At 66.7% G+C, this 15,024-nt stretch carries 11 protein-coding genes and 1 pseudogene; 3 read left to right on the forward strand and 9 right to left on the reverse strand.

Annotated elements, in window-relative coordinates; all coding sequences use genetic code 11:
- The first annotated feature begins 172 nt into the window (after positions 1–172).
- Positions 173–781 (forward strand): hypothetical protein, encoded by a 609-nt coding sequence (locus tag MNOD_RS44695; protein ID WP_015933993.1) that lies wholly within the window; start codon positions 173–175, stop codon positions 779–781.
- 487 nt (positions 782–1,268) lie between these two features.
- Here MNOD_RS44695 and MNOD_RS36530 read toward each other — a convergent pair whose 3' ends face one another.
- Genes MNOD_RS36530 through MNOD_RS36540 form a run of 3 tightly spaced genes read right to left on the reverse strand, consistent with a single transcriptional unit; the run spans position 1,269 to position 4,417 of the window.
- A complete protein-coding gene (locus tag MNOD_RS36530) occupies positions 1,269–2,180 on the reverse strand; it encodes an MBL fold metallo-hydrolase (protein ID WP_198157695.1) in 912 nt (303 codons plus the stop codon).
- Positions 2,181–2,184: 4 nt separating this feature from the next.
- Positions 2,185–2,967 (reverse strand): creatininase family protein, encoded by a 783-nt coding sequence (locus MNOD_RS36535; RefSeq protein WP_015933995.1) that lies wholly within the window; start codon positions 2,965–2,967, stop codon positions 2,185–2,187.
- 13 nt (positions 2,968–2,980) lie between these two features.
- Entirely contained in the window at positions 2,981–4,417 is a 1,437-nt protein-coding gene (locus tag MNOD_RS36540) for an MFS transporter (protein ID WP_015933996.1), read from the reverse strand.
- 113 nt (positions 4,418–4,530) lie between these two features.
- Between MNOD_RS36540 and MNOD_RS36545 the strand changes: the two genes are divergently transcribed.
- The gene (locus MNOD_RS36545; protein WP_015933997.1) at positions 4,531–5,202 is read left to right on the forward strand and encodes a TetR/AcrR family transcriptional regulator; all 672 of its coding nucleotides are present in this window, start codon (positions 4,531–4,533) and stop codon (positions 5,200–5,202) included.
- 147 nt (positions 5,203–5,349) lie between these two features.
- Here the strand turns inward: MNOD_RS36545 and MNOD_RS36550 are convergent.
- The 4 genes and pseudogenes from MNOD_RS36550 to MNOD_RS36565 form a co-directional block, all read right to left on the reverse strand.
- Positions 5,350–6,702, reverse strand: a pseudogene (locus MNOD_RS36550) (transposase).
- A gap of 608 nt (positions 6,703–7,310) precedes the next feature.
- Positions 7,311–8,792: an NADP-dependent succinate-semialdehyde dehydrogenase gene (gabD, locus tag MNOD_RS36555; protein ID WP_015933998.1), complete on the reverse strand. Its 1,482-nt coding sequence runs from the start codon at positions 8,790–8,792 to the stop codon at positions 7,311–7,313.
- Between the two features lie 148 nt (positions 8,793–8,940).
- Positions 8,941–10,599, reverse strand: a complete 1,659-nt coding sequence (locus MNOD_RS36560; protein ID WP_015933999.1) for an acetolactate synthase large subunit — start codon at positions 10,597–10,599, stop codon at positions 8,941–8,943.
- A 98-nt stretch (positions 10,600–10,697) separates the two neighbouring features.
- Positions 10,698–12,005 (reverse strand): MFS transporter, encoded by a 1,308-nt coding sequence (locus MNOD_RS36565; RefSeq protein ID WP_015934000.1) that lies wholly within the window; start codon positions 12,003–12,005, stop codon positions 10,698–10,700.
- Positions 12,006–12,170: 165 nt separating this feature from the next.
- Between MNOD_RS36565 and MNOD_RS36570 the strand changes: the two genes are divergently transcribed.
- A complete protein-coding gene (locus MNOD_RS36570) occupies positions 12,171–13,127 on the forward strand; it encodes a LysR family transcriptional regulator (protein WP_015934001.1) in 957 nt (318 codons plus the stop codon).
- Here MNOD_RS36570 and MNOD_RS36575 read toward each other — a convergent pair.
- Positions 13,103–14,146: an amidohydrolase family protein gene (locus MNOD_RS36575; RefSeq protein ID WP_015934002.1), complete on the reverse strand. Its 1,044-nt coding sequence runs from the start codon at positions 14,144–14,146 to the stop codon at positions 13,103–13,105. The genes MNOD_RS36570 and MNOD_RS36575 overlap by 25 nt on opposite strands.
- A 44-nt stretch (positions 14,147–14,190) precedes the next feature.
- Positions 14,191–15,024: a citryl-CoA lyase gene (locus MNOD_RS36580; RefSeq protein ID WP_015934003.1), complete on the reverse strand. Its 834-nt coding sequence runs from the start codon at positions 15,022–15,024 to the stop codon at positions 14,191–14,193.

Raw genomic sequence — 15,024 nt, forward strand, 5'->3', positions numbered from 1 at the left:
AAGCCAGGGCGGTCCATCCTCCTCGTATCTCAATTTACATCCGCACAGCTTCGCTCAGGAACCTCAGCTGTTCCCAGGTGTTGACGGTGCGCCTGTTGGGACTTCGCTGCCTGGGTAGCCTGAGTTTGCAACTCTTTTGGACAGGCAGTGCGCAGATGCAATGGAGGCAGCTATGCGTGCCATCATGTTTGCGCTTCTTGTCATTTTCGTAGCAGAGAACGGTACGGTAGCAGCTGCTGCGAATCAAAGCTCAACGTATAGTAAGAAATTCATAGCGTTCTTTTTCGAAATAAGAAGATATAACGATATCAGCTCGGAAATCACAGAAGAAGTCATCAAAGATTCCGATGACGCGCACGTGTCGCAGAAAACAAACAGAGCCGCATCTGCCTTTGACGTATGCGATATGGATGATTTCAACAATTTTAAACGCCATATATCGTCGAGAGATAATCGATACATCAGGGAGTTCAATCTAGCCGGGAATCCTGATGACACCTCCTATATTGGTGCTTCTGTCGTTTACGTGAAGCAACTATTAATCAATATAAATAAGCTCGCACGGAAAAGAAGTTACAAGATTGGTGCTGCAATTGCTTATCTTCAACTCGATACCGAAGGTGTCGTTCTGGAAGCTCGTGTGATTGACTTTTTGGGAGATACAACGATCATCAGAGAGGTATACGGGGTTGTAACTCCAGGAAGGAAGCTGGGCGAGCCGCCGTACTTTGTAGATAAAGATAATCTGAAATTTATAGTTCCCGTCGTTTTCGAGCGATGATGTTTTTGCTGCCGAAGACAAGTGGACACGACTAGCGGCTGATCCGCAACATATTCTTCCTGCTGTCGTCGAATATTGCCTCGTTACTTTCGTCGGAGGGATGATGTGAGGTTTGGCGATCATCTCCGGTCTATAATGTTTACCGACAGACGTGCCGCGTCCTCCAGCTGCTACTGACGAACGCGTTCGCTACGCCGCTGTCATCGAAGGTTGAGGCTGACCCTTTGCGGAAGATGGGGGCGTCCGCTTCCGGGTATGCTGGTTGCCATGGCCCAAACGACTGACCTTCGCCGAAAGCCACCTGTCTGCTAGCAGGCGGCAGCACATCCAAGCAGACCTTTCTCAGGTGACCGAGCATGAAGTTGCCTGCTACATAACCACGGATCTCGGCGGACCCGGTGGCACATCGCCCTTGTTGATCCGGTACTCGCCGGACTGGCCAGAACCGGAATCCCTGACAGCACTCAACCGGCGGCGGGCTGCCGGGTCAGAGGAATGTCCATGTGAAGCGTTCACCGTTCCGGGCGACAGTGCCGGCGGACGTGCCCGCGCAGTGCGAACTGAACCAGATCAGGCGGCGCTCGGCGGCAAGGTCGAGCATGCGGAGTCGGGACCGGCGCGCTTCCTCCGGGGCCTCGCAGAACATCGAGCACCAGTCCGGGCGCGCGACCTGCACCGGGTGGTGCAGAACGTCGCCCGCGAACAGCGCCTCCCGGCCATCCGAACGCAGCAGGATCGACATGTGGTCCGGGCTGTGCCCCGGCGTCGGCACGTAGGTGAAGTCGGCGAGCGACTCGCCCCCTTCCGGCGGTACGAACTCCGTCCGCCCCGCCGCGACCACCGGCAGCACGCTGTCGGCGAACATGTCGTGGTTCGGCCGTGCGCGGCCTTCGGGCGACATGAACAGCTCATAGCCCCGGTGCGGCATCAACGTGCGCGCGTTCGGGAAGGTGGGCACCCAGCCCCCGTCGCCCGGGACGGTGTTCCAGCCGACATGATCGGTGTGCAGATGGGTCAGAAGGACATGGGTGACGTCCTCCGGCCGCGCGCCCGCGGTCGCCAAGCGGTCGAGCCAGGGCGTGTCGAGGTGGTCGAACAGCTTCGAGGCGCGCGTTTTCCCGTTGCCGATGCCGGCGTCGACCAGCACGGTCAGGCCGCCAATCCGGACCAGCCAGGAATGGACAGACACGGTGAGTTGTCCGCCCGCTGCATCGACGGGCGACGATCCGACCGGGTCCGGCCGCTCGAGGGCGGGATCGTAGTCCGGCAGGAGCTTGCCCGCGGGAAATTCGGCTGTGATCTCGGAAATCCTGGTCACGGTGGCATGGCCGATCCGATAGACCACAGGCACTTCGTTCGTCGTCACGGTTTCCTCCCTCCTCGGTTCCGCCGCGGTCACACCCTCACGCCCAGGGGTCGCCTGCCCGCAAACGCGCGGCCAGCGCCAGGGCGCAGGCGTCGAGCACGGCCTCGCCCTTGGCCGCGCTGGCTCGCCGCGCATCGCCGGCGACGCCGCCGCGTGAGACTTCCTGCCACCCGCGCACACGCTTGAGCGTCGGCATCAGAGAGTCGGCAATGTCGAAGCCTGGCCCGTGTGCCTCGGCCAGGCGCGTCGCGTCGACGAGATCGGAGTCCAGCGCCATCATCATCGAGGTCTCCGCCTCGCAGGCGTGCATCACGTTGCCCTGGTCCTCAAGGATGCCGGACACCGCGTCTGCGGCTTCCATGAAGTAGGTGGCCGTCGCGATGGGGGCGTCCAACTCGCGCGTCAGTTCGACGGCGAGCGAAGACAAGGCGGTGATGTTGCCGCCGTGGCTGTTGACGAGCACGACCTTCCGGAAGCCCGCCGCCAGGATCGACCGGCACAGGTCGCGCAGCAGGGCGTGGTAGGTGGCGAGCGACAGGGTGAAGGTACCGCCGAAAGCGACGTGGTGGTCGGCCAAGCCGCACCACACAGTCGGCGCGACCACGATCGGGCGATCCGGCGCGACGAGTTCAGCCGTGCGCCGGCAGACGGCGGTGCCGAGGAAGTCGTCGACGCCGGTCGGCAGGTGCGGCCCGTGCTGCTCGGTCGAGGCCACCGGGAGCAGCACGATCGCATCGCGGCGGGCGAGGTCGTTGAGCGCTTCGGCGGAGAGGCGGTTCCAGGCAACCTCGGGGGGCGCCATCTCGGTCGATACGGTCATGGTGGCCTCCAAGTCAGGCGGTGGCGATGCGGGTTGATGCCGGCGAGGCAGGTGAAGTCGATGGAGCCGCCTCGTGCGCCCCACTGGTCCCCGCGTTGGCAGCCACGCAGGCACGATACGGGTGCAGGCCCGAGAAGGCGGCCAGCGCGGCGAGGATCGCCAGGCTCGGCGCCCCCACCGCCATCGCCCGCCACAGCAGTGCCTCATCGCCGAATGCCCGGTCGGTCAGCAGGGCGAACACCGTGGGGCCGAGCGAGAGGCCGATGCCGTTGAACACGAACAGGTAGACCGCCGAGGCGGTGCCGCGCATCCGCGCCGGGGCGAGTTCCTGCACACCGGTCGAGCCGGTGGTCGATATCACCGCGGTGAAGAAGATCATGCCACCCGCCAGCAGGAGCGCGAGGGCCGGCGTTGCGGCCTGTGGGAAGGCGGCAGCGAATGGAAGCGCGCACAGGGCCGCGATGCCCGTGACCCGCAGACGCGCGTCGGTCCGCCCCGCTCGCAGCATCCGGTCGGAGGTCACCCCGCCGGCAAGGACGCCCAGCGCGCCGGCCGCGACGGTGACGCAGCCGAACCACAGCCCCCCCTGCGCGATCGGCAGCCCGTAGGTGCGGCGCAGGAACTCCGGTACCCATGCACCGGTGCCGTAGAACAGCATGGCCAGCAGCGTGCTCGCCGCGTGCTGGGTCGCAAAGGCGCGCCAGTGCCGGCGGTAGTGTGCGACGACCTGGGGCAGGTCGGGCGCGTCGGAGGTCGGCTTCCCTTGGCCCTTGGCGACGCCGGACCGCCTTGGCTCGTAGAGCGAGAGCACGAACGGGATCACGAGCAGCCCGGGCGGACCGATCAGCAGGAACACGAACTGCCACGTGCGCACCGAGCCGATCAGCGGCACGTCCACGACCGTGAGCCCCTCGAAGGCGTGCACGATCCCGCTGCCTGCCACGAGCGCGAGCCCGGTGCCGACATAGGCCGAGACGGCGAAGACGGCGAAGGCGAGCCCACGCCGGTGCGGGGGGAACCAGTCGCCGAGCAGCGACACGACCACGGGCGTGCCGGTCGCTTCGCCGATGCCGACGCCGGAGCGGGCGAGCGCGAGTTGCGGGAACGAGCGCACGAAGCCGCACAGGAAGGTGCAGCCGCACCACAGCGCGAGGCCCGCCGACAGCAATGCGGGCCGGGAGACTCGGTCGACGAGGCGGCCGATCGGCAATCCGGCGACCGCGTAGGCCAGCGCGAAGCCGAGCCCGATGACGAGGCTGACCTCGGTGTCGCTCATGCCGAGGTCGGCCTTGATCGGGGCGATGAGCAGGCTCAGCGCCTGCCGGTCGACGAACGAGAAGATCTGAACGACGAACAGGACGGCGACCCCGTACCAAGCCACACTGGGGCGAGGCATGGCGGGCGAGACGTCGACCGCGGCGGGAAGCGGATCGGGACGTTGGGTGAGCATGGCATTCTCCCGGATCGGGGCCTGCCGTGCCCGGAACGTTAGCCGGCAGGGCGGACCCGTTGGGGTGATCTTCATAGATTGACTTTACAGTAAAGTAAAGTAGGGATGGCGGCATGGCACGGCGCGGCGCAACGGTTCGGGACGATGAGCATGCGGGGAGCGGCGGCGAGGGCGCCGGCACTTCGATCGCAATCCTAGATGCGGCGCGGCGCTTGTTCCTCGACGCCGGCTACGAGGGCGTGAGCCTCGAGCAGGTCGGCCGCGCGGCGGGGGTGTCGCGCCAGACGGTGTACAACCAGTTCGGAAGCAAGGACGCGGTGTTCCGGTCGGTAGTCGATCGCCACTGGGAGACGGTCCGGACAGAGGTGGCGGTGATGTTGCCGTCCCCGTCGGCCGAGCCGGCCGAACCGGCCGAGATCCTGCACGGCTTCGCGCGGGCGCTGCTGCGCTTCGTCCAGGGAACGGACCAGATCGCCTTCACGCGCCTCGTCATCGCGGAATCGCGCCATCAGCCCTGGATCGCTGAGGCCTTCTACCGGGCGGGCAAGGCGCCGCTCGTGGCGGCGTTCGCGGGCGTCCTGTCGGAACTGACGAACCGGCGCCTGCTTTGCTGCCCCCACCCGGAACTCGCGGCACGGCAATTCATGGGCCTCGTCCAGGAATTCGTGATCTGGCCGCACGTCATGAGGGTCGGCGGTTTGGCGGAGATCCCCGACGACGACACCGTCGTGGAGGAGGCCGTCAGGACCTTCCTGGCCCGCTACGCGGCCCATCCGCCTGGATAGCCCTCAGCCTCCTCCGCTATCCTGCAACCGAACAGACCTGTCCGGACGATTGCAATGGGTGGATTTCGTTGCAAAACTCGCGGGCAGGCTGGATCAGCGGTGGCTGCGAGGAGCGACCCTCGTGGGGCACGGAGTGCCTCCCGCCGATCAAGCCGGGCTCGGCTGCGGGACCGGGACGAGCTTGGCGAGCTTCCTCAGGTTCTGAGCAGCTGCGGCGAGGTGGAACTCGTCGCGGGCTCCGTTCGGACCCCGCAGCCGGAGCCGATCCAGCTTCAAGAGGCGCTTGAGGTGGGCAAACAACATCTCGACCTTCTTGCGCTCACGCCGCGACGTCTTGCCCTCGTCAGATCGCGCGATGTCGCGCGCCATGTCCCGCGCCCCCTCGGAGATCGAGCGTGGGATCTTGCGCACCGGACCGTTTGGGCAGCATCGCGCCTTCAACGGGCACGCCATGCAGTCGAACGTGCTCGCCCGATCCAAGAGCGTCGCCCCGCCGTTGACCCGGCTGCCCGGCGTGGTCAGCATCGTACCCGCCGGGCAGCGGTAGACATCGCCGGGCTGGTCGTAGCTGAAGTCGGCGCGCGAGAAGGTGCCATCCGTGCGCTCCGACTTGTCGAACACGCTGATGTGCGGCGCGATGCCCTGCTCGGAGACGAGCCAGCCCAGCATCTCGGCCGAGCCAGAGCCGCTGTCGCCGGCAAGCCGGGCCGGATAGAGGCCGAAGCTCGCGCGCGACCGCTCGAGCATGCGCTTGGCGGCCGTGACCTCGGCCTGCCGGATGGCGGTGGTTGCCTCGACATCAACGATGATCGCAGGGTCGCGGTCGATCAGGTCATTGGCCGTGTCGGCGAAGAAGGCCAGCCCGCCATGGGCACCGGTCCAGCGGGCGGCCGGATCAGCGGGTGAGAGGAACTTGGGCGGCACTGGTGTGGCAGCCCCGAAGGCCGCCGCGTCGAGCACGGCCAGGTACTCCTGAGCGGCCCGGCTCACGGCCTCGGGCGGCAGGCCGGCGGATCCCTCGACGCCCTTCTGCCGACTGGCGTCGGCCTGGATCAGGCGGCCATCCACCGCAAAGCCTTCCCCGCCCACGAGTCCTTCCGCGATGCAGCGGGCCAACACGCGCGCGAACAGGCGGCGCAGGAGGTCGCTGTCGCGGAAGCGGCCGTGGCGGTTCTTGGAGAAGGTGGAATGGTCGGGCACGCGCCCGTCCAGGCCGAGCCGGCAGAACCAACGCTAGGCGAGGTTGAGGTGGACCTCGTCGCCGAGCCGGCGCTCGGAGCGGATGCCACGGCCGTAGCCGATGATCAGCATGCGGATCATCAACTCGGGGTCGACAGAAGCGCGGCCCGTCGAGGCGTAGAAGGGAGAGAGGTCCTGGCGCAGTCCGGTCAGGTCGACGAAGCGGTCGATGGCGCGCAGCAGATGGTCGGCTGGGACGTGGGTATCGAGCGAGAACTCGTAGAACAGGGCACCTTGCTCGACTTGCCGCGGTCCCATCATCTGCTTCAATCCCCGTCTCTCAACGGGAGTGAATCACCCCAAAACTGCCGGCGCAACAGCCGAGTTTTCAACAGAATCCGCCACTTGCAGACCTTCAGTGAGTGCCGTCGAAATGGCCGCTCGACACCCGAGAGCGGACCTGTCGAAACCCTTCGACTCGCACCTGCCGATCCTCATCTCATTCGCATAAGCGCGGCGTATGGAACCTAAAAGGGAGCCTCTGACCCGTTCCGGGACTTGGCCGCGGTCACTGAACGTCCGACAGGCTACGCAACGGGAGACAGCAGCTCAACACCTTGCATTGCGTCAACGGCTCGGCAGAGCCTCAATGACCGATCACTCAAGCCCATCCCCTGGTTCCTGAGCGGGGTCATCAAGAAAATTTGCCGGCGAGACAGAGTCGAAAACACGAACGCTACCAAGTGCCATTGATCACCAGTTACCGATTTGTATTGAACAAGCTGACAGGCCGAACCTTCTAACGTGGATGGCAATCCTACCATCCGTGATGCCGAGGCTTGTAAAATGCCTTCCGGTGCGCGCGGCTGCGGCGCTGAGGCGTCCCTGGATTGGCGCCCTCAGCGTCGCGTTAAATTAGCAACCGCAATCTATATGCCGCCCATGCAGAGATACTTGATCTCCAGATAGTCCTCGATGCCGTAATGCGAGCCCTCGCGGCCGAGCCCGCTCTCCTTGACGCCCCCGAACGGCGCCACCTCGGTCGAGATGATCCCCTCGTTGATGCCCACAATGCCGTATTCGAGCGCCTCGGCCACCCGCCACACCCGGCCGATGTCGCGGCCGTAGAAGTACGAGGCCAGCCCGAACTCGGTGTCGTTCGCCAGTGCCACCGCCTCCTCCTCGGTGCGGAACCGGAACAGCGGCGCCACCGGCCCGAACGTCTCCTCCCGGAAGATCTTCATCGCGGGGGTCGTCCCGCTCAGCACCGTCGGCTCGTAGAAGCTGCCGCCCAGCGCGTGGCGCCGCCCGCCCGTGAGGAGCCGCGCCCCTTTGTCGAGGGCGTCCCTGATGTGCTCCTCGACCTTCACCACCGCCTGGGCGTCGATCAGCGGCCCGATCACCGTGCCGGCCGCAAAGCCGTCGCCCACCCGCATGGCCTGCACGGCGCTCGCCAGGCGCTCCGCGAAGGCATCGTAGATGCCGTCCTGCACCAGGATGCGGTTGGCGCACACGCAGGTCTGGCCGGCGTTGCGGTACTTCGAGGCGATCGCGCCCTTCACCGCGAGATCGAGGTCCGCATCGTCGAAGACGATGAACGGCGCATTCCCGCCCAGCTCCATCGAGGTCTTCTTGATGGTCTTGGCGCACTGCGCAAGCAGTTCGCGGCCGATCTCGGTCGAGCCGGTGAAGGAGAGCTTGCGCACGATCGGGCTGGCGGTCATCGCCCCGCCGATCGCCTGGGCCGAGCCGGTCAGGCAGGAGAGCACCCCCGGGGGGATCCCGGCCTGCTGCGCCAGCGCGCACAGCGCCAGCGCCGAGAACGGCGTCTGGCTTGCGGGCTTGAGCACCATGGTGCAGCCGGCGGCCAGCGCCGGTCCGGCCTTGCGGGTGATCATGGCGGCCGGGAAGTTCCAGGGCGTGATCGCCGCGCAGACGCCGATCGGCTGCTTGAGCACGACGATCCGCTTGTCCGGCCCGTGGGCCGGGATGACGTCGCCGTAGACGCGCTTGGCCTCCTCGGCGAACCACTCGATGAAGGCGGCCGCGTAGGCGATCTCGCCGCGGCTCTCGGGCAGCGGCTTGCCCTGCTCGGCGGTCATGATGGCGGCGAGATCGTCCTGGTTCTCCAGGATCAGGCTGAACCAGCGGCGCAGGATCGCGGCGCGCTCCTTGGCGGTGCGCCCCCGCCAGTCGGGCAGCGCCGCCTGGGCTGCGGCGATGGCGCGCTCCGTTTCGGCGGCGCCCATCCTGGGCACCGTTCCGAGGACCTGGCCCGTGGCCGGGTTGTCGACCGCGATGGTCTCGCCGCTGTCGGCATCCACGAAGGCCCCGTCGATATAGGCCTGGGTTCGGAGCAGATCGGGCCGCTTGAGGGAGAGCAAGCGATCCTCAACGGTCATCGTGGTCATGGGCGCCTCCAAGAGTGTCGCGTCGCGCAAGTCCGAAGGGCAGCAGGTTCGAGCGGTATTCCTTCACGTCGGAACGGATCGCCACTCTAAACCTTTGATTGCTGCATCGTCTGCGACGAACCGGGATTCACTTCGTCGGAAAATGGCTCTAGCCGGTCGGCTCGGCTGCGCCGGCTTTGTGTTGGAGCTCCTCAACGAGGACGCGCATGTTCTCGGCATAATCGACCGGGACCGCCACGAGATGGACCCCGCCCGCCGCGAAGGCGGCTTCGAGCGTCGGGATCAGGTCCTTCACCGCGGTGATCCGATGCCCGGTTGCGCCGTAGGAATTGGCGTAGGCGACGAAGTCCGGGTTGCCGAAGGTCATGCCGTAATCGGCGAAAGCGTCGACCGCCTGCTTCCAGCGGATCATCCCGTAGGCCGAATCATCGAGGATGAGCACCACGAGGTCGAGTTTCAGCCGGACCGCGGTCTCGAGCTCCTGCGAGTTCATCATGAATCCGCCATCGCCGCACACCGCCATCACCCTCCGGCCCGGATTCAGGAGCTTCGCCATCATGGCGGAGGGGAGCCCCGCGCCCATCGTGGCGAGCGCGTTGTCGAGAAGCAACGTGTTGGCGACGTGCGTGCGATAGTTGCGGGCAAACCAGATCTTGTACATGCCGTTGTCGAGGCAGACGATGCCGTCCTCCGGCATCACCGCACGAACGTCATGCACGAGGCGCTGCGGCGTCACCGGGAAGCGATCCTCCTCGGCCCGGTCATTGATGCGCTCCAGGATCGAGCGGCGCAGGTCGAGCATGCCGGGATCCGGATCGAGCCGCCCGCCGAGCCGGTCGGCGAGCGCCGTCACGGTCGAACCGATATCGCCCACCACCTCGGCATCCGGGTGAAATACCTGCTCGACGCTCGCCGAGACGTAGCCGATGTGGATGACCTTGGGGCCGCCCGCGACCTGCCCCATCAGGAAGGGAGGCTTCTCCACCGTGTCGTGCCCGATCGAGATGATCAGGTCCGCCCGGTCGATCGCCTGATGCACGTAGTCCCGCTCGGAGAGCGCCGCGGTGCCGAGATAGAGATTCGAGCCGCCCGTGACCGCGCCCTTGCCCATCTGGGTGTTGAAGAAGGGGATGCGCGTCCGCCGCACGAAATCGGAGAGCGCCTCGACCAGCCGCGGCCGGTTGCCGGCTGCGCCAATCATGATCAGCGGGCGTTGCGCACTCAGGATCATCGCAGCCGCGCGCTCAATGGCGGCGGACGCCGCCACCGGCCGGTCGATCGGGTGCGAGGGCACCATCGCGACGTCGGCCGTCTCGGCCGCGATGTCCTCGGGCAGTTCGAGGTGGACCGGGCCGGGGCGCTCCTCGGTGGCGACCCGGAAGGCGTCGCGCACGAGGGTCGGGATTGAGGCCGCCGAGACGATCTGGCGGGTCATCTTGGTGATCGGGCGCATCGCCCCGATGATGTCGACGATCTGGAAGCGGGCCTGGCGGGCGCTCAGGATCGGCTTCTGGCCGGTGATCATCAGCATCGGCATGGCGCCGAGATGCGCGTAGGCCGCTCCTGTCGTGAAGTTCAGGGCGCCTGGGCCAAGGGTCGAGAGGCAGACGCCCGGCCGACCCGTCAGGCGTCCATGGGTGGCGGCCATGAAGGCCGCGGCCTGCTCGTGACGGGTGAGAACCAGCTCGATCCGGGAGGTGCGCAGACTCTCGACGACATCGAGGTTCTCCTCGCCCGGAATGCCGAAGATCCGGTCGACGCCTTCGTTCTCGAGGGCCTGGACCAGGAGGTCAGATCCCTTCCGCATGAGAATTTCCTCCCTTTCCTGCCGAGGGCGATGAGGCGATCGCTTGCGCAGCCCTGACGGCGTCGAGCCTGCTCGTCGGATCGCTTGGCCCTTCTGTCTCAGGCGTTTCGGATGACCAGTTTCAGCGACCAGGCCAGCAATGTCGAGGCGAACAGGATGGCGGCCATGCCAAGCATGCCGGCGTCGAACGATCCCGTCGCATCCTTGAGGAAGCCAACCAGATAGGGGCCGACGAAGCCGCCGAACGCACCCACCGAGTTGATGAAGGCCAGCCCTCCGGCGGCGGCCGCCCCGGTCAGGAAACCTTGCGGGATCGTGTAGAACACGGTGCGGGCGGAGATGGTGCCGATCAGCGCGAGCGTCAGACAGGCGACGGCTGGGATGAGCGACGAGAACACGACCGAGAGGGCGAGGCCAAGGGCGCCGCATATCAGCGCGGTCATAAGGTTGTAGATCTTGCGCCCGGCGGCATCGACGAGCCGCGCCCAGGCCAGCATGCCGATCGTTGCGAACAGGTAGGGGATCGCCGTGACCCAGCCGATCTGCATCGTGCTCAGGCCGTGGTTCTTGAGGATCAGCGGCAGCCAGATGCCGATGCCGTAGGAGCCGATGGTGAACGCGAAGGTGATCCCAGTGAGCATGAGGACTCGGATGTCCTTCATGGCGGCCCACAGATCCTTCTTCGGCTTCTCATGCTTGTCGGCGGCGAGTTCGGCGATCAGCGCAGCCCGCTCGCCCTCGGTGAGCCAGGTCGCGTCCTTGGGCGTGTCGGCGAGGAGCCACAGGCAGGCAAGACCGAGCAGGCAGGCCGGGAGGCCTTCGATCAGGAACATCCACTGCCATCCTCCAAGCCCTAGGATGCCGTCCATGCCGAGGAGGGCCGCCGAGATCGGGCTGCCGAGGAGCGACGACAGGGGCGTCGAGGCCATGAACAGCGCCAACACCTGCGTGCGGTACCGGGCCGGGAACCAGATCGAGATGTACCAGATGACGCCCGGGAAGAAGCCGGCCTCGAATACGCCAAGCAGGAACCGAATGACGTAGAAGCTCATCGGCCCGACCGCGAAGGCCGTCGCCGCCGCAGCGAGCCCCCAGGTGATCATGATCCGGGCGAGCCAGAGCCGCGCGCCGAAGCGGTACATGGCGATGTTGCTCGGCACTTCGAGCAGGCAGTAGCTGAAGAAGAGGATACCCGCGCCCCAGCCGAACTGCGCAGCCGTGAGTCCGATCGCCTGGTTCATCTGCAGGGCGGCGAACCCGACGCTGGTCCGGTCGAGATAGTTGAACAGGTAGGCGAGGCCCAGGATCGGAACCAGGCGCCAAGTATTCTTGCGAATGGCGCTCGCCAGCTGACGCTCATGCGTCTCCGGCAGAATGCCTCCGTCGGCCGCCGCAGCGACGATCATCGTATCCTCCCTCAACAGACTGCCAGCATTCGGGCTTGGGCCGACTTGCTTCGCGCCGAGCCTTTGGGCGTGCCGGACGCTTGGATTGGCAGCCTGTTCTGTGTCATGCAGACCGGGCCGGGGTCCAATCGCTAATTTTCAGCGAACAATAACCGGGAGGAATTCATGGACCTGCGCGATCTGGCGTATTTCGAGGTGATCGCGGATCTGGGTCATCTCGGACGGGCGGCCGAGCGCCTCGGCCGGACGCAGCCGGCCCTGACGAAGTGCATCCAGCGCCTGGAGGCGTCCGTCGGGGCCGAGCTGTTCGCGCGCTCCAGCCGCGGCCTCGCGCTCACGCAGGTCGGCGAGGTGCTGCTCGCCCGGGCGCGGAGGATGCGGACCGCCATGGACGAGGCGCTCCGCGAGGTGAGCGATTTCGCGGCCGGGGCGGCCGGGCACGTCCGAATCGGGACCGGCGCCACGATGGCGGAGTACCTGCTGCCGCAGGTCTGCCGGGCCCTGATCGCCGCGGCGCCTGCCGTCACGGTCGAGCTGCAGATCGGGATGAGCGGCGTACTGCGGACGGCCCTGCGCGACAATCAGCTCGATCTCATCATCGGGCCCGTCCTGGCGAGCGACCACGACGAGTTCGCGCACGTGACCTTCGGGACCGACGACGTGGTGGTGGTGGCCGCCCGGGGCCATCCCCTGTGCGGCCGACCCTTGAGCATCGAGGATCTGGTGAAGTGGAAGTGGGTGCTGCCCGCGAAGAGCGTCGCCATGCGCCAGTGGCTGGACACGGTCTTCCAGGCCCACGGCCTGCCCGGACCGGCGGTCCAGATCGAGACGAACTCGATCACGATGCTGCCCCGGCTGATCGGCGAGACCGACCTCCTGAGCTTCACCTCGACGCGCAACCTGCTGCCGGACCGGCTCGGCGGCCGGCTGGAACGGCTCGGCCTGGACGCCACCACGATGCGCCGCCCGCTCGGCTGCGTGTACCGCCGCGAGGGCTATCTTTCGCCAGCGGCCCTGCGCGTGGTGACGCTGCTTCAGACGCAAGGGAGCATGCTGCTCTCGCCCGATCCGAGCCCTTCCTCGGCCCGGGCCGCGGCTCAGGACGGCAGGGTGACGGCGTAGACGCGGGTGGCCGTCCCGCTGAACAAAGCCATGCGCTCGTCGCTGCTGGCCCCCGCCGTCAGGCGCTTGAAGGCGTTCCAGACAGTGCCGTAGCCGTAGGAGCCTTTGTCGACCGGGAAGTTGCTCTCGAACATGCAACGCGTCGCGCCGAAGGCTTCGATGCAGGTCTCAATGTAGGGGCGCCACGTCTCGGCGAGGTGCTGAGACGTCGGCGGCATCCGGCCCGTCTCAAAGCCGAAGCCGTTCATGCGCATGCCGAGGCCGCCGAGCTTCACGGAGACGTTCGGACACTGGGCGAGTGCGCGGATCGACCGTGACCACGCCGCGAAGATCTCCTGCCGCCGCCCCGCATAGGCGCCGATGCCGAGGATGCCGCCGCAATGATCGAGTACGATCGTCGTGTCGGGAAAGGTTCTTGCCAGATCGGTCAGCTCGTCGAGCTGAGGATGGAAGAGCCACGCGTCGAAGCTGAGACCGAGCGGCGCGAGCCGGGCGAAGCCGGCCCGGAAGGCCGTATCCGACAGCAAACCCGGAGGCCCCGCACTCAGCGGGTTCATCAGGGTCGCATCGGTGTCCCAGACCGTGATGTGGCGGATGCCGCGGAAGCGCCCGTTCCCCGCGCGGAGATGAGCTTCCAGGACCTCCGCGACGGCGTCCCCGAGCCGAAGGTCGGCATGCCCGACGATGCCCGCGCACAGGCGCACTGGGCCGTACTGCCCGCTCGCCGCCATGGCAGCGACGCCATTGGCGAACTCGGTTTCCCCAACCACGCGCATCGGGCCCGAGTCATCGGCTCGATACATCGCTTGCGCCTGCATGAAGACGCTCGCCTGAACGGCGTGCCCACTCCCGCCGATGTCAGCGAGGTATTCGTCGAAGAGGTAGCGCCAGCCGGGCCGGTCCCACAGATGGTGGTGCGCGTCGATGATCGGCAGCTCGGGCTCCAGCGGCTCCTCATGGCCTGTGGCCAGCCAGTCCGGGCGGACAGGCAGGTAGTTGGCGGATCTTCGCTCAATCATCGGAGCCCTCTGCGCCTCTCGCCAGCTGGGGCGGCACTCACGGATCAGCCGGGAAAATCCCGCGGCGCCGGGCCTGTGTAGCTGTAGGGCACGCTCGGCGGCATCGGCCCCTTGATGCGCCCGCCCTGTCGGGTCTGCTCCCAGGCATGGGCCAGGATGCCGACCGAGCGCGACAGGATGAACAGGCCGCGACCGAGCGGCGGTGAGAAGCCCAGCTCCGCGTAGATCACCGCGGTCGCGCCGTCGATGTTCATCGGAATGGGGCGGCCCTTGCGGCGCTGAAGCAACGCCTCGACGGTGCGGCCGATCTCGGCGAACCGCCCGCTCACCACGCCCCTCTCCCGGGCCGCCTCCACCAGCCCCAGCAGCCGCGGAGCCCGCGGATCGACCGGGTGGAAGCGATGGCCGAACCCGGACACGATCTTCCCATGGGCCGCCATAAACGCATCGACGCCGGCCTCGACCGCCTGCTCCAACGGTAAACCGGCGTCGAGATGCCGCGCGATATCGGCGTAGAGCTCCATGCACTGCTCGCCAGCCCCGCCGTGGACGTCGTCCAGCACGTTGATCGCCGAGGCCATCGCGCCATTGAGCGGCAGGCCGCAGGTCACGGCCATCCGGCTGATCGCGATCGAGGGCGCCTGCGGGCCGTGATCGACCGCCGCGACGAGCGCCGCTTCGAGCAGAGCGCTTTCGTTGAGCGACGGCAGACTGCCGCGCAGCATCAGCCAGATCATCTGCGGAAAGCTGACCGCCCCGATCAGCTGCTCGATCGGGTAGCCGCGGAACCGGATCACGCCCGGCTTCATGTCGATGATCTCGGTCGACCACCAGGTTCTCGCCGCGTCCAGAAGGGCGGCCGGATCCTTGTCAGCCAT

The organism is Methylobacterium nodulans ORS 2060 (assembly GCF_000022085.1).
Lineage (GTDB): Bacteria > Pseudomonadota > Alphaproteobacteria > Rhizobiales > Beijerinckiaceae > Methylobacterium > Methylobacterium nodulans.

Bases quoted from the DNA above. Each gene is read 5' to 3' on its own strand.
- MNOD_RS44695 (WP_015933993.1), top strand. From the start codon at position 173: ATGCGTGCCATCATGTTTGCGCTTCTTGTCATTTTCGTAGCAGAGAAC.
- MNOD_RS36535 (WP_015933995.1), bottom strand. From the start codon at position 2,967: ATGACCGTATCGACCGAGATGGCGCCCCCCGAGGTTGCCTGGAACCGC.
- MNOD_RS36540 (WP_015933996.1), bottom strand. From the start codon at position 4,417: ATGCTCACCCAACGTCCCGATCCGCTTCCCGCCGCGGTCGACGTCTCG.
- MNOD_RS36545 (WP_015933997.1), top strand. From the start codon at position 4,531: ATGGCACGGCGCGGCGCAACGGTTCGGGACGATGAGCATGCGGGGAGC.
- gabD (WP_015933998.1), bottom strand. From the start codon at position 8,792: ATGACCACGATGACCGTTGAGGATCGCTTGCTCTCCCTCAAGCGGCCC.
- MNOD_RS36560 (WP_015933999.1), bottom strand. From the start codon at position 10,599: ATGCGGAAGGGATCTGACCTCCTGGTCCAGGCCCTCGAGAACGAAGGC.
- MNOD_RS36565 (WP_015934000.1), bottom strand. From the start codon at position 12,005: ATGATCGTCGCTGCGGCGGCCGACGGAGGCATTCTGCCGGAGACGCAT.
- MNOD_RS36570 (WP_015934001.1), top strand. From the start codon at position 12,171: ATGGACCTGCGCGATCTGGCGTATTTCGAGGTGATCGCGGATCTGGGT.
- MNOD_RS36575 (WP_015934002.1), bottom strand. From the start codon at position 14,146: ATGATTGAGCGAAGATCCGCCAACTACCTGCCTGTCCGCCCGGACTGG.
- MNOD_RS36580 (WP_015934003.1), bottom strand. From the start codon at position 15,024: ATGGCTGACAAGGATCCGGCCGCCCTTCTGGACGCGGCGAGAACCTGG.